The sequence below is a fragment of the Brevibacillus sp. MER 51 genome, from assembly GCF_023714195.1.
In the GTDB taxonomy this organism is placed as follows: Bacteria; Bacillota; Bacilli; order Brevibacillales; family Brevibacillaceae; genus Brevibacillus.
On record NZ_JAMAUS010000005.1, the window covers coordinates 235,075 to 260,738 of the forward strand.

The window sequence follows — 25,664 nt, forward strand, 5'->3', positions numbered from 1 at the left end:
TCCCTCCTCTCTATGTGCCGCGCAATACCTGCACGTCCGCTGGCAGAACACTTTCTCCCTCATAGAGCATGAAACGGCCATCCTGCCACTCGATCCGCAGCAATTGGCGTTGATCCGATTGGAATTGCCAAATGTACTGCTCCCCTGATGTGTGAAACGGCGCTTTTCCCACAGTCTGGATGGCGCCATTATATTGCTCCTCCAAATGGTAGGTGACATCGTCCATCTCGATTGTGGTCGGTACCTCGTCTATTGAATCCAGTCGTCCATCAATGACGCTATACAGATGATAGACGATCTTCTCCCGTTCCTCGATATACAGGTAGCGAATGGTCGTTCCATCCTGCAAGGTAAGCATCGTGGCTTTGCGACTCGCATTGCTCGCCTTCCCGATTACTTGATAGGTAACGAGCGATACATCGACCACATCACCCGGTCCCACCGTCAGAATGCTCTTCTCCGGTGCAGGAGGCTCATGCTTGGCAAAAATGTTTTGGATTCGCTTCATCAAACTCATGCTGTACTCCCTTCCCTTTCACGTCTTACAGACATGCAGCCAAAATCAAGGCACCCACGAGATGGAATGAACCAGCCATCATGGCATGAGCCACCTTTCCTTCCTGCGTCCCTTTTTCCAGATCCAGTCCGGCTACTTGCTTTAACAGCCATTCCACGATTCTTTCCAAAAGGAATAAAATAATAAAAGAAATCACAGAAAAGAGCAGTGCTGTCCACAATGAGTTGGAGGTAATGATAGATTGCGATAAGATGTATCCTTGCGCAAACAGCTTCATGACAAAACGCGTCGTGACCGCGATGTTTCCATTTTTGATTTCCGTGATGTCCTTGTATTTCGTAAACAACGAATCGATCCACATTAAAACAAAAAGTAAAATGCCGCCGGCTCCTGTCCAAACCAGCATCCCTAGTATTTCTGTCCACGTCAAAGCGAATCACTCCACTTCCGTCAAGGTGTTTAAGGTCTGAAAAAAAGGGAAACCGCCTGAAGCGGTTTACCCCTCATATTTTTTCAGCAGAGCAGCCAATTCGTCCTCAACGGCTTGATCCTTATTCAGCTTCGCAATTTCATCATCCAAAGAGCTCTGTTTTTTGTAAATCTCGCCGCTCGCTTCTGCTTCTGCTTCCATTTGCAGTGCTTTTTCTTCCATGCGTTTCAAGCCTGACATAGCCGAGTTCGTGTCGAAGCTACCCATCGCTTGGTTGATCGTCTTTTGCGCTTTTGCTGCATTTACGCGAGCAACTAATGTTTCGCGCTTGTTTTTCAGCTCGGTTATCTGTTTTTTCATCTCAGCCAGCTTCTCGCGCAATCCGTCGGCTGCCAGCTTGTTTTTCTCGTAGCTTTCCTTGTATTCGTTCATTTTTTGCTCGGCAGCTTTCTTTTCTTCCAGAGCACGTCGAGCCAGATCAATGTTCTGTGCTTGTGCTGCGATGTGAGCTTGCTCATCGCGCTTTTTCACCAAGGCTTCCTGTTCTTCATACAGCACCTTGAATTTCTTTTCCAGAGCAATTTGAGCGGCAACCGCTTTCTCTGCTTCACTCAAGTCTTCTTGCATATCACGCAAATACTGGTCTGTCATTTTGATTGGATCTTCTGCTTTCTCAATCAAAGCGTACAAATTGGACATGGTCAAATCACGCAGTCTTTTAAAAATGGACATGGATTATTCCTCCTTAAGTACCTGCTAGGTAGTTCGGCTTATTTGCCGTCCCCGTTATACATGTATTTACGATAGTTACGCAAGTAAGTTTCAACAATTTATTTTTTTATTGGCTTACATACCTACTCGAAAGTAAGTTCGCCCGATTCAACGCTTTTCAAAATCAGTTTTGCTTGAAATTGTGTTCCATCCTGACGTTCAAGCTTCATTTTACCCGTTTTGCCTTTTTCAATGAGTGCTTTAATCTGTGTATCAGTCAGCATACGCCCGTAATTCTCTTTCCATATGACGAATTTACAGCCCACGTTGTAATTCGAACAACCGTAACCTTTGCGTCCCATGAAAATGGAGCCTCCGCACCCCGGTCGTGGACATTTGGTGATGATACTCGAAGTAGTACTAGCGGTCTTAGCTGCTGTTCGAGTTGCAGTCTTTGTGGCATTCCTGCTACCTGAACTGCCTGTACTTCGCCCGCCAGCTCGTCCTCTTGTTTTCGAAGACCCTTTCTGCGCGGTACTCTCACTCTCAAATAAGGTCTTCTCAGCACGAGATTGCACGCGAACCTTTTCTACGATCATCGTAGCGAATTTCTTCACATTCTCCATAAATTGCCCATCGGAAGCGGTCCCTCGGGAGATCTCATTTAAGCGGCGCTCCCAATGCCCCGTCATTTCAGGAGAGGTTAATAGTTCGATCCCTGCTCCCCTAATCAATTCGATAACGGTACGGCCTTTTAGCGTAAGTTGAATCCTTTTCCCCTGCATCTCAACGTATCCGACCTTTTTCAGCCGTTCGATAGTTGCGGCACGAGTTGCCGGGGTTCCCAGACCAGATTCTTTCATCGCATCACGCAGTTCCTCGTCCTCGATTTGCTTGCCTGCGCTTTCCATGGCTTTTAGAAGCGTTCCTTCCGTATAATGCTTGGGCGGCTGTGTTTCTTTCTCCTTTGCAATGGCATCCGAGCATAATACGCTGGCATCAGGTTGAATGATAAAAGGCTCGTTAACTTCAATCTCTTCCTTATCCTCTTCTTCTTTGGCCGCACCTTTTACATTCTTGGGCTTTTCCTTCTGCTGGTCAGCATAAATAATCTTCCAACCGAGACTTTTCCGTTCTTTCACCGATGTTTTGAAAAATTCATTTTCGACATCGGTTACGACCGTATGCATCTTATATTCCGCTGGCGGATAAAACTGTGACAGAAAGCGACGAACGATCAAATCGTATAATTTCTGCTCATCTGGCGTTAACCCTGAAGCCTTGCGATTTGTCGGCAGGATAGCGTGGTGGTCGTCTACTTTTGCTGGATTGCATATAAATTTGTTGCCTTTATGAACCAAACTACGGTTTGCACCCTTTACCAGATCGTCATACCCAGTGCCTTGCAGGGACGACAAGGTGTTGTGCATTTCGGGAATATTTTGCTCTGTCACATAGTTGGAATTCGTCCGCGGATAAGAAATCACCTTGTGTTTTTCATAGAGTGCCTGTGCTACATCCAAGGTTTTCTTGGCGGAAAAACCGTACTTGCCATTGGCCTCACGTTGCAGCAATGTCAGGTCGTACAGCTTGAATGGGTACTCCTTGGTATCCTTTACTTCGTAGGACGCGATCCGCCCTTGTTTTCCTTTCACTTTACGAGCCAACATTTCTGCTTTAGATGGATCGGTTAAGCGATCACCTTGCCAAATCCCCTTGTACGTCCTCTCCCCCTGCGAAAAATGCCCTTCTACTTGAAAAAACGTAACCGATGAGAAAGCTTCAATCTGTTTCTGTCGATCATAAATGAGAGCAAGCACAGGGGTCTGTACTCGTCCGACAGAAAGGAGCACGTTATGTTTGGTCGTAAATGCACGTGAGCCATTCATCCCGATTAGCCAATCGGCTTCACTACGAGCTTTTGCTGCCTTCGTCAAGTTTTCATAGGCTGCGGCATCCTTCATCTCCGCAAATCCTTTCCTGATCGTTTCAGGGGTCAAGTCCGAGATCCACAGTCTTTTAACGGGTTGACGCAATTTTAGATGTCGCTGAATGAGTGAAAAGATATGTTGACCTTCCCGCCCGGCATCGCATGCATTAATCAGCAGATTGCTTCGTTTGGCCAACTGCCCGATTATTTTTAGCTGATCGATTGTTTTCCGATTGGGCACTAGTTTAAATGGCTCGGGAATGATAGGAAGATCATTGATATTCCACTTTTTATATTTTTGGTCGTACGCCTCCGGTTCCGCCAGTTCAATTAGGTGCCCGATTGCCCACGTAATAATGTATTTTTCACCTTCTAAATAGGTGCGGTGATTTTTCGCTTTAGGATCTATTGCGGCAGCAATATTTCGTCCCATGTCAGGTTTCTCCGCAATAATTAATATCTTCAAATGGTTATCGCTCCTTCTAAAACTCTCTAAGCCTGTCGAGGTTCAGTCTAACGTTTTGGATTCCTCTCTATTTTACTACAAGTTAGCCAAGTATTCTCGTTCTGGCTGCGACAGCCCACTCGATTTTTGCCAACGCCTGGCAATACGCTTCACTCATCTCTGTTGCATCGGCTGTCTCCTCCGTTCGAGTCAACACACGCCATACATCGCCTTTGTTTTTGTACCAATCTAACTCCTTTGGCTGCTCATGGCTGACCGGTCTCCAAACTTGGCGCAGCGTTGGGGAAAATAGCCGCTTTGTCCCTGATCGCAGCTGACAGTTCATTAGTTTTACCTGATAAGGCTTGCCAGGAACTGTCTCATTCACATCGTGAAAAAGATGGGGCCAATAATCTTTTCGCGAACCTGTGTGTGGCTGATCCAATGCCCAAGCGTACGCTGCCTCCTGCCTATCTATTGCCCCAAACAGCAGACTGTACAGCCTTTTTCCCAAGCTGATTCTCTCTGGTAAGGAGGCAAAATGAAACACGCGCTCACCCGCGAGCTGCAAGGAGCTTCCCTGCTCATCAACCCTTTTTTGCTGAGGAAGCAAGATCATATTCAGTTGCAAAAGCTCCTGCAGGGCAAACGGGATTGTGCGGACAACAGAATTTTGATAGGCCGGGTCTTTCATCACCTGCTCTTCCAAGTAGTTTTGTTCATTGATGATCAAACCAATGGCGAGTATATCTTTATCCGTTGTCTTCCAAAAATGATTCCAGATCGCCTGCATGAAAGTAGAGACGCCCAGATGAGGCAGTAAATAAAAAAGGTTGGTCTGTCGCCTGACACACTCTTCATACAGTAACAATTGAGGGTATGCATCGTGAAAAATCAGCCAGTTTCCCCGCTCCAATAACGAAAAATATTCCTGTTGCTCTTTTGCTCGGAGCAAGCGAGGCAATAATTCTCCCCGCAAATCGGTCATACTCCATCCCGCATTACGTGATACGAGATGTGCCAATAGCGCCCAGTGAACTTGTGGATGTTTTTGATAAAACGACAAATAGGCGCGCGTTCTGTCTATGTTGTCGCGGTTGTGGGCGAGTGTCTCCTGTCTAATCCGCTCTACAGTCTTTTGATCTTGTTCTGGCAATAATGCTGTCGCCGTACGGACCTTCCCCAGATTTACGGCAAGCGGCAGACGTGATGCGTATTGGTACCACGACAGCCCCATCGATGCTCTTCCCCCTCTCTTCCTCAGACGCCGTATTTTATCGGGAGGTGAATGAGTTGCGTGAAGTCCAGCAAGAAATCAACCGCATTCAAGCCTATTTGTTACAGCGCCAACAAGTGGATGGCACTTGGCGCTTTTGTCTGGAAAGCTCACCGATGACAGATTCTCACATGATCATCCTATTGCGTACACTGGGTATTCATGATGAGCGTTTGATGGAGAAGCTCACTGCTCACATCATATCTCTCCAACACGAGAATGGGGCATGGAAGCTGTATCCTGACGAGCATGATGGCCATCTGTCTACGACCATTGATTCGTATTACGCTCTGCTGTTATCAGGCAAATACACGAAGAACGAACCAAGAATGGCTCTGGCTCGCTCGTTTATTTTGGAAAAGGGTGGGTTGACACAAGCGAACATGCTCACCAAATTTGCTACAGCCTTGACAGGCCAATACCAGTGGCCCTCGCATTTTCTCGTTCCCGTCGAGATTGCTCTCTTGCACTCGAGCTTCCCTGTCAGCTTTTACGATTTTGTCGGGTACGCTCGTGTCCATCTTGCACCCATGATGATTGTGGCTGATCGCAAATATGTAAAAAAGCCTGACAATGCACCAGACTTGTCCGATCTATACGCAGATACGCCTATCTCACGCGGTCTATATCCGCATCGATTCCTGGAGAATTTCCTCAAGGAGGGCCAATCGTTCCTCGCCACCATCCACGATTCCTTGCAGCGGCTCCCCTTTTTACCCGGACAACTGCACAAGCTCGCCCTGCGGCGCCTGGAACAATACATCCTGGCGCGAATCGAGCCAGATGGTACTCTGTACAATTATTCGACCTCTACCTTTTTCATGATATTTGCGCTGCTCGCTCGGGGGTTTTCTCCGAAAGATCCGCTTATTCGAAAGGCGATGCAAGGGCTTACGAACAGTGTCTGCGATTACGAAAACGGCGCACACTTGCAGCTAGCTACATCAGCCGTCTGGGACACGGCGCTCTTGACTACTTCTCTGCAAAAAAGCGGACTCTCTACCACCCATCCCGCGATTCAAAAAGCAAACCGTTACCTTCTCCAGAAACAGCAGCATACGTACGGTGACTGGAAAATCCGCAATCCAAAAGGAAAGCCAGGCGGTTGGGGCTTTTCTGACTACAACACGATGAACCCGGATATTGATGATACGACGGCTGCTCTGCGCTCTCTACGCCTGCTCGCCCGTACGGATATGACAGCCTCTGCTGCTTGGAAACGCGGTCTCGAATGGCTATTATCCATGCAAAACGACGATGGAGGCTGGCCTGCTTTTGAACGAAATACAGATGCTGATTTCATTCGCCACCTGCCGATTGAAGGAGCTGATACCGTCAGTACAGATCCGTCCTCTGCCGATTTGACAGGGAGGACTTTGGAATTCCTCGGAAACGATGCCGGACGAACATTGACTGACCCACATGTAGAAAAAGGAGTCCGCTGGCTTCTCAAACATCAAGAGTCAGACGGCTCCTGGTATGGACGTTGGGGAATTGCTTACCTATACGGCACTTGGGCTGCCATTACCGGGCTAATGGCGGTTGGCTTTTCCCCTACTGATCCCGCCATCCAAAAAGCAGTTGCATGGCTGGTTGCCAACCAAAATCCCGACGGCGGCTGGGGAGAATCTTGCCAGAGTGACCAGAAAAAAACGTACATCCCCCTCGGAGCAAGCACTCCCTCGCAGACAGCATGGGCAATCGATGCACTGATAGCCGTATCATCCAAGCCGACGACAGAGCTGCAACGAGGGATTCACTATTTGCTCACTCACAATCAAGCAAATGACTGGACGACTCGCTACCCGACTGGCGGGGGACGCCCTGGCGGCACATACTTTGCCTATCACAGCTATCGTTGGATTTGGCCGTTGCTGGCTCTCAGCCACTATCAGACCAAATACACAAACACGTAAAAACCACCGCTACCCTCTTCGCAAACCAAGGTCTAACGCCTGGATAGGAACCTGGGTTGAATAAATCACGGCATGTAGCGGTGTATCAAATATAGAGTAGCAGGAAAGGACATCGGTGTCCCCAATCAGCACAATCGACGACTTAGTTACTCCACCAAAACTGAAATCACCGACGTCTATTTTTTTATTCGTCACCTTCATATTCATGGAACTTTTTCTCCTTTTCCTAAAACTCGCGCCCATCCATACATCGTATGCAACTCGCACTGGTTCGGTCGCAAAAACAGGTATGAACACCCAATGGCCTACGACATACAATACAGAGAGGATCTCTCCCAAAAGGATGTGCCGAACATGCCAGCATTCGTTGGAGTCATCAATGTAAACAACGTGGGCGGCGTTTTCAATGTCGGAGACGTCCGTAAAATCGCTCCTACCAGCTATGCCAAGACCTTCGCAGGTGGAGGATCATTCAATTCTGGTACAAATTTGTCATTTAAAATTCCACGTAGCGTCGTCTACGTCAATGAACAATCCGATAATGATATCCCGCTTTTTGTAGAAGAAACGAATGATTACCGGGCAAAGGGACGAGATTTCGCATGAACTTTTTTGTCACGCAGCATATCGTAATCAACTCACTGAAGATCGATGGCATTACCAACTCCTCTGTGTGCCAGATCGGAAGTGCTGGTATCATCAAGCCATTATCCAAGCTTTACAACACGGGAGGATTCACAGAACCAGCACCACCAGCGGGTCCACTTCCTCAAGCTGTTTCTGAGGAGTTCGTTCCACTTGTCCCGTTGGTAGAGCCGTCACGCATTACCCCGCGCATGCCCTAGAGGCGTCGCTAATTACGCTTTATGCTAGCTGAAGAAGGATGGTCGTCATGTACATGGGACACGAAATGATGCAATATATTCAACAGTTACATGACTATATACAATCGCAAAACAAAAAGATCGAAAATATGAGGCAGATGCTTGAACAACTGCAACAAGATGTCAATGACCTCAAAGAAAGGCAGATTCCTTCGGTCATTAGAAATGAATACAAATTCGACTTGCTCAAAGTTGAACGCCTCGAAGGGACTCTCAATATCGGATTAAATCCAAAAGGCAATGATTCTGGAATCGGTGATTTCTCCATTAATCAGTCGATGGACATCCCTGATCCTCCCCAAACCAGCGCTCCTCTTTTTGACCGTGTACAAAATGAGATTTATCAATATTTGGAGGGCGATGCCTACCTCGTTCTCGAAAAAATTGAAACAGAGTGCAATTACCCACTTGACCAAAATTATCGAGCATTTATTTTAGATGACATTAAAAAGCAGATTGACCAACGCATCAAGCATTACTTAAACGAGCTTCCTGCTGATGAACTAGAACCGGAGCATCTCGACATTTTCGTGCAAACAATCGTCCAAAAAGTCAAACGCGATATTGATAAAACATGCGAAACATTTGTAAAAAATTTGCCTCGTGAGGTGAACGAACCATGATGAGGTATCAGGTGATAAACGAAGTCATTTGTGTGAAGCGCGTCTCCATCGAAGCTCTCTCCTCTGCCGCTTCTTTATTTATCGGAGACACCCAGACGGTAAGCCTCCGATCGATTTATGAAACACCGCCTGAAAAAATGATTGTAGGTGCCACTATTCCCGTCGATACGGCAATTCCTGCTTCGTAAGGAAGTGGGATACGATGTATCGGAGAACCAGCCATGTCCACAAAGTAGATGTCCTCTCAGTAGATGGCTCATCGGTTCTGCAAATAGGTGATTCCCAGTGCCTAGATGCTGTTTCCAATATTTTGGCGGTCCAGCGTGAAAAGGCCATCTTTTACGAAAACGAATTTATGTTCGAGAATTACTCTGCCTTTTCCATTCCTTTAATCGCACCTAGCCTGACTGAACCGATCTGCATCGATACGTTCCATGACTGTCCTTATATTTTTGTTCGAAATGTGAGCGTCCCATTCATAGCTGCTGCCTCTGTTGTCCACATCGGTTCAAACGAGTCCATTTCATTAGAAACACGTGTGGTAAACATTCGCCACCTGTTCCGCGAAGAACCACATACCGGGGGGAGGAGATAGCCTGTGCCTTCTGTCATTGGAGCTGTCAATATCAATAACAATTCAGGTACCGTTAACTTCGGAGACACCCTCAACATATCGCCAAAAACCGCCGCCAAGACATTCTCCGGTTCAGGAGGCGGCAACACCGGTAACGTCGTAAATACGCTCAATGGTGTCAACGCAACCAATACTTTGGACCCCAATGTCGTCGATCAGCCGATGTTTGGGAACATCTAATCCTTGCAGTGTTAATGTTATTTCATTGACACTGTTTTTATTTTGACTGAAAAACAAAACAAAAAGGAGGCACGAGGCCCCCTGACTACAATATTTCAATATACCCTTCTGTCCCATGCACCCGAATTCGTTGTCCGTCTTTTATCAGTGTTGTTGCATTTTCCACGCCGACAACTGCTGGTAAGCCATATTCACGCGCGATAACTGCTCCATGGGTCATCAGTCCACCAACTTCGGTGACTAGGCCTTTTATGGATACAAACAATGGTGTCCAGCCAGGGTCAGTAAAGGCGGTGACTAATATATCTCCATCTTCTAGGTCAGCATCTTCCATGTTTAAGATGACGCGTGCTCGCCCCTCTATGACACCGGTTGAAACAGGTAGACCTACAAGCGCATTGGCTGGCATATTTTCTCGCTTGTACTCACCAACAATAATTTCACCATCAGACGTAATTACACGTGGGGGAGTCAGTTTTTCAAAAAACTTGTACTCGTCTTTTCGTTTGCTGATGATCTGATCATCCAATTTGTTTGTGCGTACGACCTCATGAAGTTCTTCAAAAGTGAGATAGTATATATCGTCTTTTTCATGAATGACCTTTGTTTGTACGAGTTGTTCGGCTTCTTTCAGCAAAGCCTGCTTATAAACGAAGTAGCGATTCATCATGCTGTATTTTGGATATTCTCGATAGCCGATGAAATTCCGGATGAGGTCGATCATTTGTTTGGTTTCTTTCGCTTTTTGTTCACCATCCGGTAATTGCTTCAAAAGCTCTACTAACTCTTGCTCTTTTTCCAAAGCTTCCTGTCGTCCTTGCTCGAATTTCCGCTTGCCAGCATTCGGCTCAAAGTTTTTGATGTTACCTAGAATCATGGGGACAAGCATGAGTGGTTTTTCACTCCAACGGGTTTTCGTTATATCGATTTCTCCGGAACATCGCATCCCGTATTTCGTGAGATACGCATAGATTGCGTCTCGCGTCTCCTGTCCACCTTCAAACTGAACCAGTTCATTTAAAAAGTTATCATCTTTTACATGCTGTAAAAAATCAATGACTTCTGGATAAGGACGAACGACATCCGCAACATCCATGAGCGCCAGCCCCATTTCCGAAGTAATATTGTTTGGCACAGATTGAGTAAGCGTGTCTGCTACGTTTTTTTCCCCTAACCACATGTTCATTTTTTCATTGATCCATTTTGAAGCATTCATAGCAGCCGTAATCACACCTATGTTTTGTGGATCAAATATAATCTTCTTTAATTGCTGGATGTCTTCTCGAATAAAATCAAATAAATCCGACCCTGATTTCGTTTGGATGTTATGCTTTACCTCTTCGATCGATCTTTGACTGCGCTTAATCAAATCAGAAACAATTGCCGGATCATTTTCGAATTGTTCTTGAAAACCAAAAGCCGACATGCCTTTATTGCTTTTACCGGGATTCTGTTCATTTTTATCATTTGGGGACGATTGTATAAAATCGCCTCGCTCTAGGACGGTCATCAGTGCGTCTTTGATAAGCGGATCGGATTGTCCCAGGGTATCTAATATGGTTTGTCTGCTGTCAGGTGAAGCCAACATTTTTGTAACATCAACAAATAACCTTCCACCCGCTTTGCTCATGGGTGCGGGAGTCATTAACAGGAAAAAAGACAGTCCCAATGGTTTCATAGGGTCGGTCATCATTTGTTGATGGCCAACAGATACATAAACGTGATTTTCTTGATCATTCGCTTCAGGGATGGGATATAAAGTCGTGATTGGCCGGCTCTGGACAATATAAAAGGTGTCCTCAACCAAGCACCATTCGATATCTTGTGGGGACTCAAAATAAGCTTCGATCTGTCTTCCAATGCGTGCCAGTTGTAAAATTTGTTCATCTGCAAGTGTTTGCGTCTTTTGCTGATCGGGATCGATCTGCTGCGTCTCTGTTCCGCCTTCTTTTCGTCCATGGATAGCCAAATGTTTGGTTGCTATCCTCTTCTCGACGATTTCTTCTTCCAGCACTTTATAACAATCAGCAGATACCAGGCCAGAGACCAGTGCCTCTCCAAGCCCAAAACTGGCATCGATGGATAGCAACTTCCGGTTGGATGTAATGGGATCAGCGGTAAATAAAATCCCGGAAGCCTGTGGGAAAACCATCCTTTGAACGATAACGGATAAATAAACGTGACTATGGTCAAATCCATTTTGCATACGGTAGATGACCGCTCGATCTGTAAAGAGGGAAGCCCAGCATTTGCTGATGTGCTGCAAGATTGCTTCTTTTCCGATGATATTTAAATAGGTGTCTTGTTGACCTGCAAAAGAGGCATGTGGTAAATCTTCAGCAGTCGCACTTGAACGCACTGCATAAGCATGCTCCTCTCCAAACCGAGAGAGATAGTGAGTAACGGCTTTCACAACATCGGAAGGAATCTCTGCATCCATAATGATTTGTCGAATCTTCCTGCTGATTTCTCCAATTTGTTCTCGGTCTTGTACTTTTAGCATGGTGAGTCGATCCAACAAAGCATGATACACTTCGTTTTGTTCGACGGCCTTTTGATATCCCACTGTCGTCACACAAAACCCTTCTGGCACGTGTATTCCTTGTATTTTTGACAGTTCCCCTAAATGTAATCCTTTTCCGCCAACGAGATAAAGCTGCGTTTTTTCCATTTCCTGAAAACCGAGAACCAAAGAACTCATTTCAATATCTCCCCTATCCATTAAATTGAGAAAAAACATTTGACAAGAGTTCACCAGCATGGTACGATTAAAGTGTAAGATGCAATAATTTTGACTATATTTACAAAATCAGTCGTGATCTGATTATATCATCGCGTCTGTTACTGTGCAATAAAAAGAACCTGGTAGGAAGATCCAGGTTCTTTTTTCATTTTCCACTGCTACCTGCTTTTACAAGCTCGCCTTAAATGTGGTTTTTCGTTCGTTCGCAGCCCTGCCACGCATCAAATAAATTTCTAACACCCCGTCCTGATACTGAGCCCTCATCCCTTTTGAACTGACGGAAACCGGAAGAGCCAGTTTTCGATAAAAGGGGCCGTAGCTTCTCTCCCCTTGTGTACGAAGCCCCTTGTGCTCACTTTCCTTGATAATCCCCTTAACCTCCAAACAACGTTGGTCGAAGAGGGTAATCTCCAGACTATCGCGATCGAAGCCCGGCAGTTCACAGGAAACAATGACCATTTCCTCTGATTGGAAGATATCCGAGACTGGGGAAAAATGCGAATCGTCTACCTGCACGAAACGCATCGGTTTTTCCTTCGTCTTTTTTTTCCCCTTTTTCACGGGTGGTACAGTTGGCGTGGCTGCGGCAGTCGTCTTTTGTGCTGCTTGCTTATTGAGCGTCGCGATATTCTCCCAAAAATTTGTATCCAGCACCTGTCCCATCTGGCTCAATGCTTTCCATGGATGATCTGGGTCAAAACCGAGCTTGGACAAACTTTCGGATGCTTTTTGCAACTGCTTCATGGTCTCTTGCAGATTTTTCATACATACGCACTCCCCTTCCCAGCAGAGGCAAGACTGTCTATATACGATAGAGTATGTGCTTTTGCCTGGGGGGGTGTGCTCAAGATCATCCAGTTTGCCCGATGTCAGCACTATCTGTCGCTGGTGCAGGCGGGGCCAAAATATCTGGTGGCGGCATATTACTATCTGTCGGCGCAGGATTGGTTTCGCCATTGCCATCTGGTACGGTCGGCTGTGTCACTGGCTCCTGTGTTGGTTCTGGAGCAGGTCTTGATGGTGTGGCTGGTTTTTGTGTTTTTGGCTGCTCTTTTGTACCTGTTGTGGGCTTGGGTTTTGGAGCCTGCGTTCTCTTCTCCGCTTTCATTTCGACCTTGGCTACTTCTGCTACCGCTGCATCACTGAGCTGTTCGCTCGGTCCAGCTGCGCCCACTTCTGTTTGCAGGGCAGTTCGAACCGCTTGCATGTTCTCCCTCGGCCACAAGGAATAAGGAGAACTCCAGATCGCCCCATTATCCAAAGTAACCATGTTGCTTGACGAAAAGCTGGCAAAATCGAGCGCCAATCCTTTTATTTGGTCTGTCGACAGATCGGTTTTGATATGTTTGCCAACGGTATCCAGCACAGCTGTCAAACTCGTTAATCCATCCATAGACATGCTCTTTTCTGCTACAGCACGAATCACCTGTTGCTGTCTGCGGTTGCGATCGAAGTCGCTCGAGTTGTAAGCGTCTCCACGCCGGTCGATGCGATGACGGACGAAACCGAGTGCCTGCTCTCCGTTCAATACTTGTTTCCCTTTTTTCAAATTGCGGTATACCCCTTGCTTGGGCAATTCGTATACGAGATCCCGATCTACGTCAACCGTAATTCCGCCCAGCTTGTCAATAACCGCTGTAAAACCTTCAAAGTCAAGCTGCACATAATGCTCGACCGAGATCCCCAGCATGTGATTCAACGTTTTTTTGAGCATCGTCATGCCATTTTCTGTGACAGGCTTCCCTTTGATTTCCGCATCTTTCCTGATATTTTCCCCTAAGGCAAATACTTCATTGACCTTGTGATAGCCTGGATATCCTGGGATTTGAACGCGGGTGTCACGGGGCAACGACACCATGCTCAGCTTTTGTGTAACGGGATTGGCGACTGCGACAATCAGAACATCCGTGTTTAACATACCGATGTTTTTGCGCGTATCCACTCCAACGATGACAAAGGCGATTGATTTCTTTTGTTCATACGGCTTTTCTACTACAGGTTGATCCGGCAGCTTGTAAGGGTCAGCTGTTACGATCTCCAGCGTCTTGTCTACCTGGTTGAGGGCGAAGCCTGCTCCTACGGCCAACAAACAGAGGAATAAGCAACCCGCCAAGAGCAGATACATCCGCTTGCTTCGCTGGCCACGCTTGATCCGTTTACGCGGCTGTTTAGCAGGAGCTTGAGGCTTGTCATTCTTGGCTTGCACGTTCGGTTCACTCCTTTTTACTATCACTGGGTCCATAGTGCTTTGGGATATTCATTTTTCAATATATTCTGGAAAACATTCGTCTCATTTTACCACAATCTTCCGGTAAATTGTAGAATCATGCCGATCCAACTCGATCGGTTTTCCCTCTGAGTTCTTGCACTTGCGAATCGAAACAGGTAGTCTAAAAATGAGGAAAATCAGATAGATGAATAAGGGAATCGGAGGGACTTGAGAGTGGAACACATACAGGTGCTGATCGCAGGTGGCGGCATCGCAGGGTTGTCCGCAGCAATATGGTGCCAACGATTAGGTCTTTCTTGTCTTCTTATCGAAAAAACGGATAGACTCGGCGGCCAACTGCATCACATTTACAGCGAGATTACCGACTTTCCGCCCCTTGTATATGACCAGGGAGCTGCCCTTGTAAAGGAACTGATCGCACATCCTTTCATCCAGCAGCAAAACATACGATTGAACGAAACCATTCTTTCCATTGATCAGGAAACGAAACAGGTGACCACTTCGAAATCCGTTTATCGTGCCGACTATTTACTCATCGCCACAGGAGTTGGCTGGAATGAAATACCGGCCTTAGCTGATTGTCCGAGCGTCCTGTCGCCTTGGTTTTCTACAACTGCCCAAGCGCATACCATCGCCGGGCAAGATATCGCCGTTATTGGCGGAGGAGATCGCGCATTAGAAAGTGCAGCAAATTTGAGTTCGCATGCCCGACAAGTCTATCTGTTGGTTCGGAGCAATCGTTGGCGTGCTCGTCCCGAATGGCAAAAGAAAATCACAGGCCTCCCCAACATCCAAGTCCTGTGGGAAACACAAGTCAGCGACTATCAGGAAGAAGAGGCACGGACTGTTCTGACACTCACCACTCCGCGCGATAACAACCCGCAGGCAATCATAGTGGATTGGATTCTGCCGCGAATTGGTGTTCATGGAAACACAGATGGTCTCCAAGGGTTGGACACGTTTGGCGATAAGTACTTGCAAACGGACTTGTATCAACGAGTCCACTCTCCATGGATATACGCAGTCGGAGACGTGAGCAACGGGGCTGCTTATGCGAGTTTGTCTCTGGCAGTTGGGCAAGCAATGAAGGCAGTCAAACATATTTCCTTGCAAATTCAAACTAACAGATCAATGAGCCTGTAGAAGGAGCGCTTTGCATGTACGCTTTTTACGACGATTTCGGCTTACCTGTCAAGCTAACCTTTTCCCCAGAAGAGTATCGTAACCACCAAGCAGGTCACGTGCTGATCTTCGCTTTTTATCAAGGAAAGCTGTTATTTACTCGCCATCGTACACGCGGTGTGGAGCTACCAGGGGGAAAAGTAGAAGCAGGAGAAAACAGCCTGTCTGCAGCAGTTCGTGAGGTCTACGAAGAAACCGGCGCCATACTGGAAGGGATTGAGCGCATCGGACAGTACACCATCGACGACTCGATGCGGAAAGATATTTATATCGCCAAGGTAGCGCATTATACAAGCCAGCCTAGCGGCTCAGACGTGCTTGCCACCATTGTGTTTGCGGATATCCCGCGAGATGTAAAAGGCAATCTGGAGTTTAGCCGCATTCTGCAAGATGATGTGTATCCGCTCGCACTCGAACGAGCTTTACGCCATCCCTTCGCTGAGTCCTAGCCATTATAAACAGGCTCGTCCCTGTCGCTCTCCGACATTGTATTCGGTGAGAATGACCGACAGAGACAGCCTGTTTATTGTTTTTCCTTTTCTTTTTTTCCCGACAATACACGCTTGACGAGCTCATTTGGATCAAAACCATACTTTTTAATGGCTCTCTCACGTTGTTCCTCATGTACCGTTTCTGGTTCAATTCCCAGTACCTCTGATATTTGCCGCCATGCTTTCGTTTCGCTATTTTTTGTACCCTGTCCTTGCTGCTCGACCTGCTTGGGCTTCAAGAAAAAGATCGCAACTACAGCGAAAACGAGCGATAACCCTGCAATTGATAAAAACATGACCGTCCGAGAAATTCCAAGCAACCAGGTAAAAATAGGCGGGCCGATCGCAACACCGATAAAACGGACTCCGCTATACAAAGAAGTAATCATGCCCCGCTCTGTTTTCTGTACAGCCCCAACGATCATGGAGTTCAAGCACGGTAAAATCATCCCCGTCCCCACGCTGCCGATGACCAAAATGCCTATCAGAACATAAGCCCCTTGGACAAAGCTGGCCAGAATATAAGACGTAGCCAGCAAAAACATGCCAATAATCACAAACAGACGCATCAGCTTCAGCTTCTTTTTAATGATAATCCCTGTCACATATGCCGCTATACTCATCACGAGCAAAGGAATCGCCAAAAAGAAGCCTTTGATGACACCATCAATCTTGTATTTTTCCTCCAATAAATCAGACAGGTAAAACAGTACACCAAACAACGTGAACAAGCAGATGCTCCCTATAAAAAACGCGGGGACAAGCCATTTTCCATGCTGCTTGAACACTTGCGCGATTGAATGCATGTACTCCTTGACGGGGAGCGGCTTCTTCTCCTGTTTCTTTTCCTTGGTCAGAAATAAAAACATCAGGAGGACAACACCGCAAATAATCGGAAAAGCTAAGAAGACCATGTACCAAGAGATGAGAGCAAGCAAGGAGCCAAAAATCGGACTTAATACTTTTCCCATCCCATTTGATGTCTCCAAGAGCCCCAATGCCCTACTCTCCGAGGCGCCATCGAACAGATCCCCTACCAACGCCATCGCGATTGGGGCTGTCCCAGCGGCTCCGATCCCCTGCAACACACGCCCTCCCATGATAGCCATGTAAGGTTGATCCAGCCACAGCGCGGCAAGCCCTGCGAGTAAACCACCCAGACCATACAGGGCAAGCGAGATGATAATGACAATTTTTCTCCCGAATCGATCCGACAAATAGCCGGCAAAAGGGATAACAATACCTGCTGCAATCGAAAAAGCGGTGATCAATAAGCTCGACTGTAAGGAGGTGAGCTTCATTTCCGTTTTCATGGTAGGCAGTACAGGGATCAGCATCGAGTTGCCCAGCACCATAACTAATGGAACCCCGACAAGCCCAATCAGGTTTTTCGCATTTTGTGCCATACGAAACTCCTTATCCTACGCATAAGCGCTTCCGTCCCAGCGCAACGCGTTCATAATCTCCCAGTCAGGTTCAACGCCTATTCCCACGCCAGCAGGAAGAGTCACTTCGCCGTTTCTGGGTCGCAGCGGAAATAATTGTGTAAACGGGTTCTCCATGACGTCCCATTCGACTGGCTCAATGGGATGGCTATCCATCTTGGTCCATGCCAGCAAGCAAGCTTGTGCAAATAACGTATACAATCGTGCCAGCGAGCCATCAAAGGAATGCGGAGACACGCGATAACCAAACTGACGGGCCATTTGCAAATGCGTTCGATAATCGTCAATGCCCCCCGTATGCATCAGGTCAGGCTGTGCAATATCAATGGCTCCCCCCTCATACAAGGGCAAAAACTGTGCGCAACGGATCAAGTTTTCTCCGCCAGCAAGCGGGATGGATAATGATGAACGAAGCTTGATATATTCTTTTGTACGATCCATAGGCATCGGCTCCTCCAGCCAAAGCCAATTGCCATGTCGGGAGAAAAGCCGCTCCCACTTCCTTGCAGTCGCACAGTCGTAGCTCTGATTGGCATCTACTGCTACTAGAATTTCTTCGGGAAGCAAATTCATCAGTTTTTCGATGTGCGTCTGATCCTCAAGAACAGAGCGTCCGCCAATCTTTACCTTCACCATCTTGAAGCCATCGTCGACTTGCTGGCTGACTTGCTTCCATGACTGTTGCATCCAGTCTTCTGTTTCCCGGTAGGATTGGAGGGAGGCATATACCGGGATGCCAGAATGAATCTGGCCTCCCCACAGTTGGCACACAGATAGCCCCGCCACTTTCGCCAAAATTTCCGTAAGTGCCATACTGACACCTGAAGCCGATCGCTGATGCCACTTTCCTATGACATCGACAATCGCTACTCTGTTATCCACCTGCTTACCCAGCAAGTACGGAATAATGCGCTCACAAAAGCCCTTGTGCAGCGTTGGCAGCCAATCGATAATTTCTCCCCAGCCATCTACTCCCGACCGTGTGATAATCCGAATGAGATAACTAGTACGATAACGCTTGTACCCATTCGCATCACCGTAAGCTTGCGATAGACGATGAAGCAGCGGATACGTTTCCACGCGCTCAATTTGCAGGTCTGAAATCTCTACCTGGTCATGAGTAGTCATCTATGCCCTCTCGTTCGGCTTGCTCTCCCTCATAATCGTCATAGGAGAGGAAGTTGCCCTTCCCTTCTCCCTTTCTCATGTACTCCTCATACGTCCCGCTTCTCATAAAATGCACACTGTCCGGTCCGTGATAGCCTTCAATATCGGTGTAACCGATCTCCTCTACGGCTTCAACAAAGCCATCCGGCTCATTGCTCTCGATATACATTTCTTCGTAATCTGTCTTGTCGGGTTCTTGGTACGAAAAGGGAGTGCTGGATGTCCCCCATGCCTCGACAATTTGCCAAGCATCCTCACCGTCGAATCCGTTCTGTCCTTCTTTTTCATCCAAAGACGTTCGTCCGAAGGGTGGCTGCAAAAACTCCTCTTCAATCGGACGCGACTCATTGATTATCGGCGCTGGTGCGTGCTCCTTGCACGTTTGTGCCTGAGGCAATGCTTCCAGTCGCTCCACAGGTATTTGCTCTCCACAGACCGTACAGAGGCCGTAGGTGCCTTCCTCCATACGCAGTAGCGCCTGATCAATCTCTTTTAATGTCTCACGATCGAGACTATCAAGAGCCAAATCTTTTTCCCGTTCAAACATCTCACTGCCGATATCTGCCGGATGATTATCGTACATGGCAAACTCCTGCAAAGAGGTTGTCATCGGTTCTCTCATGCCATAATGGTCCTGTACGCGGTCTTCCAGTTCTTTTTTCTGTTCCAGCAGCTTTTCCCGGAAGCTGGCCACCATCTTTTGGTCCACGCTGTACACCACCTTTGTTTGGTTTCCTCAACAGGTAGTATGTCTTGGTCCCGAAGGAAATATGACCAGCAAAAAACCTGCCACCCCCAAAGGGAATGACAGGTTGATCAACGTGTTTATTCTGTTACATGTGCGTAGTGTTGTTCTACGATATCAGCACAACGTACGCAGAGTGAAGCGTGCGACTCGCGAGTGCCAACATCTGGTTTTACTACGCGGCAACGCTCGCATTTTCCACCGTCTGCGGCAGAGACCACAGCAGCAATTCCTTCGAGTTGTACTGCCTCTGCCGGAGCAGAAGCTCTGTATACATCCACGTGAGCGACGATGAACAGGTCAGCCAAATCGTCCATTGCTGCCAATGTTTTCGCAACTTCTTCCGTTTGTGGGTACAGAGCCAGCTTCGCATCAACGGAGTTACCGAATACCTTGTTACGGCGCGCTTCTTCCATGGCTTTGAGAACCTCGTCTCGGATCGCCAGGAAAGCATCCCATTTGCTCTCTGCTTCTGCTGCAAAGCTGAGATGTTGCTCGTCGCCTTCTGGCATATCCGTCAACTGCACACTCTTCTCTTCCACTCCTGGAATGAACGCCCACACCTCATCAGCTGTATGCGGCAACAGTGGAGCAACCAGCTTCACCAGACTGAGCAAGCAATCGTACATTACTGTCTGTGCAGCGCGGCGCTTCAGACTGTCAGGTGCTTCTACATACAGGCGATCCTTGCAAATATCCAGATAGAATGCGGACAAATCAATAACGCAGAAGTTGTGAACGGCATGGAATACAGTATGGAACTGATATTCATCATACGCTTTGCGTGCGCGCTTCGCGACTTTTGCCGCTTTCGCCAGAACATAACGGTCCAGCTCACCCAGCTCTTCGTACGCTACGCGGTCTGTTGCTGGATTAAATCCATCCAAATTACCCAACAGGAAGCGGAACGTATTGCGGATTTTGCGGTACACCTCAGCGATCTGATTGAGAATCGCATCGGAAATGCGCACATCAGCCTGATAATCAACAGAAGCTACCCACAGACGCAAGATATCTGCGCCCATCTTGTCAATAACTTGTTGTGGCACGATGACGTTACCAAGGGATTTGGACATTTTGCGTCCTTCCCCATCCAATGCAAAACCGTGGCTCAGGACAGATTTGTAAGGAGCTGTGCCATATACGGCAACCCCCGTCGAGAGAGAAGAGTTGAACCAGCCACGATACTGGTCAGATCCTTCCAGATACATATCCGCTGGCCAAGCAATGCCTCTTTCACGCAAAACAGCCTGATGGCTGGAGCCGGAGTCGAACCAAACGTCCATAATATCCGTTTCTTTGCGGAAATCCTTGCAATCGCATTTGGTGCAAGAAAGCCCTTCTGGAACCAGCTCATTTGCTTCACGGGAGAACCATACTTTCGATCCTTCTTTGCGGAACAGATCAGCAACATGGTTGATCGTCGTATCGTTAATGATCGGTTCGTTACACGATTTGCAATAGAAGATTGGGATCGGTACACCCCATACACGCTGACGGGAAATGCACCAGTCGCCACGATCCGCAATCATGTTAGCCAGACGAGTTTCTCCCCAATGAGGAATCCATTTTACATTTTTAATCGCTTCGAGCATTTGCTCACGGAATCCGTCAATAGATGCGAACCATTGCTCTGTCGCGCGATAAATAACCGGTTTTTTCGTACGCCAGTCATGTGGGTAGGAGTGCGTGAAGAAATTGAGCTTCAAGAGTGCTCCATTTTCTTTCAGCTTTTCCGTAATCACTTTGTTGGCATCTTCATAGAACAGACCTTCAAAGCCTGGTGCTTCATTGGTCATTTTACCTTCGTGATCTACCGGGCAAAGGACACCCAAATTGTATTTTTGACCAACGTTAAAGTCATCTTCGCCGTGTCCCGGAGCTGTATGAACGCAACCAGTACCTGCATCCAAGGTGACATGTTCGCCAAGGATGAGTGGAGACTTGCGATCGTAGAACGGATGCTGAGTCTCTACGCCTTCCAGATCTTGACCTTTAAAGCTCGCGAGAATCTCTACGCCTTCCCAGCCAATTTCTTTGCTCGCAGCTTCAATCAGACCGTTGGCTACCAGGAACTTGCGGCCATCCACCTTCACGACGTTGTACTCGAGCTCAGGGTGCAGGCTGATCGCGAGGTTTGCTGGCAATGTCCAAGGAGTCGTTGTCCAGATAACAACGCCTGTTTCTGTGTCCAGCTTGCCTTTTCCGTCTGCTACCTGGAAGCTGACGTAAATAGAAGGAGAGCGCTTGTCTTTGTATTCGATTTCTGCATCAGCCAGAGCCGTCTCAGAAGACGGAGACCAGTACACGCAGCGCAGACCTTTGTAAATATAGCCCTTTTTCGCCATTTCGCCGAATACGCGAATTTGGTTGGCTTCATACTCAGGCAGGAGTGTTACATAAGGGTTTTCCCAATCTCCACGAACGCCCAGACGCTTGAATTGGTCACGTTGCTTGTCAATATAGGACCAAGCATACTCTTCACAGCGTTGGCGGAAATCGTTCACTTCAATGCTGCGACGATCCAGCCCTTGTGCATTGATAATCGCTTGCTCAATCGGCAAACCATGTGTATCCCAGCCTGGGATGTACGGCGCATAAAAGCCTGCCATGGATTTGTAGCGTACGATGAAGTCCTTGAGGATTTTGTTCAGTGCGTGACCGATATGGATGTCTCCATTCGCATATGGAGGGCCATCATGCAAGACAAAAGACGGGCGGTCTTTTGTACGATCCAACACTTGTTGGTAAATATTTTGCTCTTCCCATACCGCTTGCATCTGTGGCTCGCGGCTTGGCAAATTTCCGCGCATGGGGAAATCTGTTTTTGGTAGCGCTAAGGTTTTGCTGTAATCCATGGCCTGATTCACTCCTTAAATAAATAAAAGCCTTCACTCATCCCATAAAGGGACGAGAGAAAGCTCCCGTGGTACCACCCTGATTGAACAAACCCGTACGACAAAAAAGCCTGCATCGGATTCGTTCCACTTCACTCATTCGTAACGGGAATGACGCGCTCACTTACTCACCTGTGCAACCATCAAGGTTCTCGGTTTTCGGATATTGAACTCCCGGGTGATTTTCTGCGAAAGCAACTGGCCGGGTTTTCACCTTTTCCCGACTCTCTAGGCAGTGCTGGCTCACGTACTCTTCCCGTTCATCGTCTATGATTTGTTTAAGTGTGTTCAACTTCTATAAGTGCTTTATTTCGAAAAAGTTGTCTTTCATTATAATACCATCATTGCTCGAACGTCAATGATTTATTCAACTGTTACAGGCGAATCAACTTGTGGCTGTTCAATGCTGTCCCAGTCGCCATTTTCCAGCATTTCCAACTGCGCTTCCAAAAGCGTACGAAAGCGCATACGGTAAACCGAAGCACGTTTTTTTAATTCTTCGATTTCGATTGCGATTTTGCGCGACTTCGCCAATGCTTCGTTGACGATACGGTCTGCATTTTTCTCGGCTTCTTTTAAGATGAGCTGCGCTTCCTTGCGGGCATTCGACTTCACATCCTCCGCTGTCTCCTGCGCCACCAAAATCGACTTGCTCAAATTTTCTTCCAAACTCTTATAGTAATCTACGCGCTCATTCAGAATAGCTACGCGCTCTTCCTGTTCTTTTTTCTCTTTTATCAAGAGCTCAAAATCTTTGATCACCTGATCGAGAAATTCGTTCACTTCGTCAATATTATACCCACGAAAGCCTGTGCTGAATTCCTTATTGTGTATATCTAACGGCGTTAATGGCACATGAACCCCCCACTTTTCCCGATAATTCGTCTTCAATTATTTCGACAGGAATAGCAGTGTTTCCTGCCGTATTTTACATTTTTTTGCGCCTTGGTCCATCTTATGTAACCAGTCCGACAATCATGCGGAGTCTTCCGCTGCGTGTTGGACCTGCTACCTCAAGAATTTTGAACCGACCATATCCTGCAAGTGATACCATATCCCCCATCTGGAGTTGATACGATGGGTCCTCGATTACTTTCCAGTTGATCTTTACTTTTCCCGCTCGAATGGGCACAAGTGCTTTTGCGCGAGACATATTGTGTACTTCTCCGATGACCGCGTCAATTCGCGGTGATGGTACGGTGATCGTTTTTTCAACAAACTTGGGAGCTGGAGGTGTAAAGTCCTCCCATTCTACCCGTTCAAACTGAACAGAAGTCCGGTGAATTTGCGTCACCTGCGCACAGACAAAATCAGCAACTTCCTCTGCTACAATTGCATAGCTGCCAGCTGAATCTGTCAGCATATCACCGAATTTCTCCCGCTTCATCCCGACACCCAGCATGGCCCCCATCACATCTCGATGCTCCAGCACATGAAAGCGCTGATCAGCCTTGATTGCCAATAAGGTAATGCGATAGTCATCAGGCTCTACAGGGATATACTCCGGATGGATGATAATACGAACTCGCTCGGCACCCTCGTAGCCTCCATAAGGAGAAACCTTCACATCTCTTACTTGTGAGGATAGACTCTGAAAAATCATCAACTGCCTAGGGTCTACAAAATCAGTAAGGCGCATGGCCTGCTTCCGCTCTACTTGCGTCAGCATTTCCAGCGCCCGTTCAACAAAGGGACGTTCTTCTTTTGAAAAATGGTCAAATATGCTCATCGTTTCACTCGCCTAGAACATGATTTGTTGCAAAATGGCGTACAGGCCAGATTGGGCAAAACGCAGTGCAATCAATGCGACAATCGGGGAGATGTCGATGAAGCCGAGCGGTGGGATAAACCGTCGGAATGGCGCCAAATAAGGCTCAACCAGTCTTTCCAGTAACTGACCGATGCCTGTACCCCTCATTTGAGGAACCCATGACATCAAAATGTAAGCAATAATCATATATTGATATACCGTAAAGGCAAAATTTAAAATCGAAATGACAGCAGTCATTGGCTCACCCTTTTACATTCGTCTTAATTGGCTACTCTTCCAACACACTGGAGATCGTACCCTGAATATCTACATGATCGGGCGTGCACACGAAGATCGTGTCTCCGACCTTTTGGATATCGCCGTTTAATGCATAGACCGTCCCGCTCAAAAAGTCGATAATTCTCTTGGCTTGGTCTTTTTCCACGCGATGGAGATTGACCACAACCGGTCTACGATGACGCAGGTTATCGGCGATATCCTGTGCGTCACTGTAATGACGGGGTTCACAGAGAATCAAACGGATTCCCTCCTTTTCCCGTGCTTGAAACGGTACCACGTTGTTAGCTCGGCCGATTGCTGGCTGGCGTTTGTGCGAGGACTCTTGCTCTTCTCTTTCCTCTTCCACTGTTGTTGTCTCTTCGATGTATTCCTCGTTTTCTAACCCCAGAAACCCCATCAATTTATTCATAACACCCATACTCTTCCTCCTCTCTTACTCCGTGGTTTGGTCTGCTTTCCTTTACTCCGGCTTGACCAATACCGATCCTAAACGAATATATGTAGCTCCCTCTTCAATGGCCACTTCAAAATCACTAGACATGCCCATAGACAGCTCTTCCACCTGTGCGTGCGGGAATGCCATCTCGTTAATCCGTTGCTTCCACTCATAGAGGCCACGGAACACCTGTCTGGCTTCCTCTTGATTTTCGACAACAGGCGCCATCGTCATTAATCCAACGATACTTATATGTTTCATATTACTGGTTTCGCGCAAAAAAGCCAATACGTCATTGGGACTAAGGCCAAATTTTGTCTCTTCACCGGATATATTGATCTGTAAAAAGCATTTTACGACATGATCCAGCGCTTCACCGCGTCGATTTAGCTCCTGTGCCAAAGAAAGTCTGTCCAGAGAATGGATGTACGGGAATCTTCCTACGACTTCTTTTGCCTTATTCGTCTGGAGGTGCCCGATAAAATGCCAGATCCCTTTATCGCCGTGTAGCTCGTGCTTCGGCAGGGCATCCTGCACGCGATTTTCCCCGATATTCTCAACGCCTACAGCGAGCAAGTCCCCAATGGCATCTGCGTCGACATACTTGGTCACGGCAATAATTTTTACTTCCTCACGTTTGCGGTTCGCCCGATCGCAAGCAGCCTGAATTCTTGCCTCGATGGATTGCAGTCGTTCTTTTAACAATTCTTGTTCCTTGGTCATAACGAACCC

The 25,664-nt window shown here is 47.3% G+C and carries 27 protein-coding genes and 1 other annotated feature; of the genes, 9 read left to right on the forward strand and 18 right to left on the reverse strand.

Annotated features, from left to right (window positions below):
• Positions 1-10 precede the first annotated feature (10 nt).
• From M3630_RS13265 to M3630_RS13285, 5 genes are all read right to left on the reverse strand, one after another.
• Positions 11-517: a DUF4178 domain-containing protein gene (locus tag M3630_RS13265; protein WP_016740757.1), complete on the reverse strand. Its 507-nt coding sequence runs from the start codon at positions 515-517 to the stop codon at positions 11-13.
• A gap of 25 nt (positions 518-542) precedes the next feature.
• A complete protein-coding gene (locus M3630_RS13270; RefSeq protein WP_251252406.1) occupies positions 543-947 on the reverse strand; it encodes a DUF350 domain-containing protein in 405 nt (134 codons plus the stop codon).
• Positions 948-1,013: 66 nt separating this feature from the next.
• Entirely contained in the window at positions 1,014-1,679 is a 666-nt protein-coding gene (locus M3630_RS13275) for a PspA/IM30 family protein (protein WP_173608178.1), read from the reverse strand.
• 122 nt (positions 1,680-1,801) lie between these two features.
• Positions 1,802-4,054 carry a type IA DNA topoisomerase gene (locus M3630_RS13280; RefSeq protein WP_251252407.1) on the reverse strand — a complete coding sequence of 751 codons (2,253 nt, stop codon included), beginning with the start codon at positions 4,052-4,054 and terminating at the stop codon, positions 1,802-1,804.
• An 82-nt stretch (positions 4,055-4,136) separates the two neighbouring features.
• On the reverse strand, positions 4,137-5,270 hold the full coding sequence (locus M3630_RS13285; RefSeq protein ID WP_251252408.1) for a DUF2515 domain-containing protein: 1,134 nt from the start codon (positions 5,268-5,270) through the stop codon (positions 4,137-4,139).
• Here M3630_RS13285 and shc point away from each other — a divergent pair.
• Positions 5,243-7,225 carry a squalene--hopene cyclase gene (shc, locus tag M3630_RS13290; RefSeq protein ID WP_251252409.1) on the forward strand — a complete coding sequence of 661 codons (1,983 nt, stop codon included), beginning with the start codon at positions 5,243-5,245 and terminating at the stop codon, positions 7,223-7,225. The two genes, M3630_RS13285 and shc, sit on opposite strands and share 28 nt — an antisense overlap.
• 9 nt (positions 7,226-7,234) lie before the next feature.
• Here shc and M3630_RS13295 read toward each other — a convergent pair whose 3' ends face one another.
• The gene (locus M3630_RS13295; protein WP_251252410.1) at positions 7,235-7,432 is read right to left on the reverse strand and encodes a hypothetical protein; all 198 of its coding nucleotides are present in this window, start codon (positions 7,430-7,432) and stop codon (positions 7,235-7,237) included.
• Between the two features lie 147 nt (positions 7,433-7,579).
• Between M3630_RS13295 and M3630_RS13300 the strand changes: the two genes are divergently transcribed.
• Genes M3630_RS13300 through M3630_RS13325 form a run of 6 tightly spaced genes read left to right on the forward strand, consistent with a single transcriptional unit; the run spans position 7,580 to position 9,546 of the window.
• The gene (locus tag M3630_RS13300) at positions 7,580-7,831 is read left to right on the forward strand and encodes a spore germination protein (protein ID WP_173608186.1); all 252 of its coding nucleotides are present in this window, start codon (positions 7,580-7,582) and stop codon (positions 7,829-7,831) included.
• A complete protein-coding gene (locus tag M3630_RS13305) occupies positions 7,828-8,070 on the forward strand; it encodes a spore germination protein GerPB (RefSeq protein ID WP_251252411.1) in 243 nt (80 codons plus the stop codon). The genes M3630_RS13300 and M3630_RS13305 overlap by 4 nt, the downstream gene beginning before the upstream one ends.
• A gap of 47 nt (positions 8,071-8,117) precedes the next feature.
• A complete protein-coding gene (gene gerPC / locus M3630_RS13310; RefSeq protein ID WP_173608188.1) occupies positions 8,118-8,732 on the forward strand; it encodes a spore germination protein GerPC in 615 nt (204 codons plus the stop codon).
• Positions 8,729-8,920, forward strand: a complete 192-nt coding sequence (locus M3630_RS13315; protein ID WP_221869115.1) for a spore gernimation protein — start codon at positions 8,729-8,731, stop codon at positions 8,918-8,920. Before gerPC ends, M3630_RS13315 begins: the two co-directional genes overlap by 4 nt.
• A gap of 14 nt (positions 8,921-8,934) precedes the next feature.
• Positions 8,935-9,327 carry a spore germination protein GerPE gene (locus tag M3630_RS13320; protein WP_251252412.1) on the forward strand — a complete coding sequence of 131 codons (393 nt, stop codon included), beginning with the start codon at positions 8,935-8,937 and terminating at the stop codon, positions 9,325-9,327.
• A 3-nt stretch (positions 9,328-9,330) separates the two neighbouring features.
• Positions 9,331-9,546, forward strand: a complete 216-nt coding sequence (locus tag M3630_RS13325; protein ID WP_007717765.1) for a spore germination protein — start codon at positions 9,331-9,333, stop codon at positions 9,544-9,546.
• Between the two features lie 85 nt (positions 9,547-9,631).
• Here M3630_RS13325 and ppsA read toward each other — a convergent pair whose 3' ends face one another.
• The 3 genes from ppsA to M3630_RS13340 form a co-directional block, all read right to left on the reverse strand.
• Positions 9,632-12,247, reverse strand: coding sequence for a phosphoenolpyruvate synthase (gene ppsA, locus M3630_RS13330; protein ID WP_251252413.1), 2,616 nt, complete (start codon positions 12,245-12,247; stop codon positions 9,632-9,634).
• A gap of 210 nt (positions 12,248-12,457) precedes the next feature.
• Positions 12,458-13,054, reverse strand: coding sequence for an Hsp20/alpha crystallin family protein (locus tag M3630_RS13335; protein WP_251252414.1), 597 nt, complete (start codon positions 13,052-13,054; stop codon positions 12,458-12,460).
• Positions 13,055-13,139: 85 nt separating this feature from the next.
• A complete protein-coding gene (locus M3630_RS13340; RefSeq protein ID WP_251252415.1) occupies positions 13,140-14,495 on the reverse strand; it encodes an LCP family protein in 1,356 nt (451 codons plus the stop codon).
• A gap of 237 nt (positions 14,496-14,732) precedes the next feature.
• On the opposite strand from M3630_RS13340, the gene M3630_RS13345 reads away from it, so the two are divergent.
• The gene (locus M3630_RS13345) at positions 14,733-15,662 is read left to right on the forward strand and encodes an NAD(P)/FAD-dependent oxidoreductase (protein ID WP_251252416.1); all 930 of its coding nucleotides are present in this window, start codon (positions 14,733-14,735) and stop codon (positions 15,660-15,662) included.
• 14 nt (positions 15,663-15,676) lie between these two features.
• Entirely contained in the window at positions 15,677-16,150 is a 474-nt protein-coding gene (locus tag M3630_RS13350) for an NUDIX domain-containing protein (protein ID WP_251252417.1), read from the forward strand.
• 74 nt (positions 16,151-16,224) lie between these two features.
• Here the strand turns inward: M3630_RS13350 and M3630_RS13355 are convergent, their stop codons facing one another.
• From M3630_RS13355 to M3630_RS13395, 9 genes are all read right to left on the reverse strand, one after another.
• Positions 16,225-17,598 carry an MFS transporter gene (locus tag M3630_RS13355; RefSeq protein WP_251252418.1) on the reverse strand — a complete coding sequence of 458 codons (1,374 nt, stop codon included), beginning with the start codon at positions 17,596-17,598 and terminating at the stop codon, positions 16,225-16,227.
• A gap of 15 nt (positions 17,599-17,613) precedes the next feature.
• Positions 17,614-18,765 carry a mandelate racemase/muconate lactonizing enzyme family protein gene (locus M3630_RS13360; RefSeq protein ID WP_251252419.1) on the reverse strand — a complete coding sequence of 384 codons (1,152 nt, stop codon included), beginning with the start codon at positions 18,763-18,765 and terminating at the stop codon, positions 17,614-17,616.
• Complete coding sequence (locus tag M3630_RS13365) at positions 18,752-19,525, reverse strand: TraR/DksA C4-type zinc finger protein (protein WP_173608198.1); 774 nt, start codon at positions 19,523-19,525, stop codon at positions 18,752-18,754. The genes M3630_RS13360 and M3630_RS13365 overlap by 14 nt, the downstream gene beginning before the upstream one ends.
• Positions 19,526-19,629: 104 nt before the next feature.
• Positions 19,630-22,407, reverse strand: coding sequence for an isoleucine--tRNA ligase (ileS, locus tag M3630_RS13370; protein WP_251252420.1), 2,778 nt, complete (start codon positions 22,405-22,407; stop codon positions 19,630-19,632).
• A 45-nt stretch (positions 22,408-22,452) separates the two neighbouring features.
• Positions 22,453-22,719 (reverse strand) — a binding site (T-box leader).
• A gap of 90 nt (positions 22,720-22,809) precedes the next feature.
• Positions 22,810-23,301, reverse strand: coding sequence for a DivIVA domain-containing protein (locus tag M3630_RS13375; RefSeq protein ID WP_007717747.1), 492 nt, complete (start codon positions 23,299-23,301; stop codon positions 22,810-22,812).
• A gap of 100 nt (positions 23,302-23,401) precedes the next feature.
• Positions 23,402-24,175, reverse strand: coding sequence for a YlmH family RNA-binding protein (locus M3630_RS13380; protein WP_173608200.1), 774 nt, complete (start codon positions 24,173-24,175; stop codon positions 23,402-23,404).
• Between the two features lie 12 nt (positions 24,176-24,187).
• Positions 24,188-24,454, reverse strand: coding sequence for a YggT family protein (locus M3630_RS13385; protein WP_173608201.1), 267 nt, complete (start codon positions 24,452-24,454; stop codon positions 24,188-24,190).
• Between the two features lie 31 nt (positions 24,455-24,485).
• Positions 24,486-24,914 (reverse strand): cell division protein SepF, encoded by a 429-nt coding sequence (locus tag M3630_RS13390; protein ID WP_007717736.1) that lies wholly within the window; start codon positions 24,912-24,914, stop codon positions 24,486-24,488.
• Positions 24,915-24,956: 42 nt separating this feature from the next.
• Entirely contained in the window at positions 24,957-25,655 is a 699-nt protein-coding gene (locus M3630_RS13395) for a YggS family pyridoxal phosphate-dependent enzyme (RefSeq protein WP_087348010.1), read from the reverse strand.
• Positions 25,656-25,664 lie beyond the last annotated feature (9 nt).

Excerpts from the sequence above, each read along its gene's own strand:
- M3630_RS13320 (WP_251252412.1), top strand. The coding sequence starts at position 8,935 with ATGTATCGGAGAACCAGCCATGTCCACAAAGTAGATGTCCTCTCAGTA.
- M3630_RS13355 (WP_251252418.1), bottom strand. The coding sequence starts at position 17,598 with ATGGCACAAAATGCGAAAAACCTGATTGGGCTTGTCGGGGTTCCATTA.
- M3630_RS13275 (WP_173608178.1), bottom strand. The coding sequence starts at position 1,679 with ATGTCCATTTTTAAAAGACTGCGTGATTTGACCATGTCCAATTTGTAC.
- M3630_RS13380 (WP_173608200.1), bottom strand. The coding sequence starts at position 24,175 with ATGAGCATATTTGACCATTTTTCAAAAGAAGAACGTCCCTTTGTTGAA.
- M3630_RS13300 (WP_173608186.1), top strand. The coding sequence starts at position 7,580 with ATGCCAGCATTCGTTGGAGTCATCAATGTAAACAACGTGGGCGGCGTT.
- M3630_RS13315 (WP_221869115.1), top strand. The coding sequence starts at position 8,729 with ATGATGAGGTATCAGGTGATAAACGAAGTCATTTGTGTGAAGCGCGTC.
- ppsA (WP_251252413.1), bottom strand. The coding sequence starts at position 12,247 with ATGAGTTCTTTGGTTCTCGGTTTTCAGGAAATGGAAAAAACGCAGCTT.
- M3630_RS13385 (WP_173608201.1), bottom strand. The coding sequence starts at position 24,454 with ATGACTGCTGTCATTTCGATTTTAAATTTTGCCTTTACGGTATATCAA.
- M3630_RS13265 (WP_016740757.1), bottom strand. The coding sequence starts at position 517 with ATGAGTTTGATGAAGCGAATCCAAAACATTTTTGCCAAGCATGAGCCT.
- gerPC (WP_173608188.1), top strand. The coding sequence starts at position 8,118 with ATGTACATGGGACACGAAATGATGCAATATATTCAACAGTTACATGAC.
- M3630_RS13395 (WP_087348010.1), bottom strand. The coding sequence starts at position 25,655 with ATGACCAAGGAACAAGAATTGTTAAAAGAACGACTGCAATCCATCGAG.
- ileS (WP_251252420.1), bottom strand. The coding sequence starts at position 22,407 with ATGGATTACAGCAAAACCTTAGCGCTACCAAAAACAGATTTCCCCATG.
- M3630_RS13360 (WP_251252419.1), bottom strand. The coding sequence starts at position 18,765 with ATGACTACTCATGACCAGGTAGAGATTTCAGACCTGCAAATTGAGCGC.
- M3630_RS13390 (WP_007717736.1), bottom strand. The coding sequence starts at position 24,914 with ATGGGTGTTATGAATAAATTGATGGGGTTTCTGGGGTTAGAAAACGAG.
- M3630_RS13295 (WP_251252410.1), bottom strand. The coding sequence starts at position 7,432 with ATGAATATGAAGGTGACGAATAAAAAAATAGACGTCGGTGATTTCAGT.
- M3630_RS13285 (WP_251252408.1), bottom strand. The coding sequence starts at position 5,270 with ATGGGGCTGTCGTGGTACCAATACGCATCACGTCTGCCGCTTGCCGTA.
- shc (WP_251252409.1), top strand. The coding sequence starts at position 5,243 with ATGCGTATTGGTACCACGACAGCCCCATCGATGCTCTTCCCCCTCTCT.
- M3630_RS13335 (WP_251252414.1), bottom strand. The coding sequence starts at position 13,054 with ATGAAAAATCTGCAAGAGACCATGAAGCAGTTGCAAAAAGCATCCGAA.
- M3630_RS13350 (WP_251252417.1), top strand. The coding sequence starts at position 15,677 with ATGTACGCTTTTTACGACGATTTCGGCTTACCTGTCAAGCTAACCTTT.
- M3630_RS13305 (WP_251252411.1), top strand. The coding sequence starts at position 7,828 with ATGAACTTTTTTGTCACGCAGCATATCGTAATCAACTCACTGAAGATC.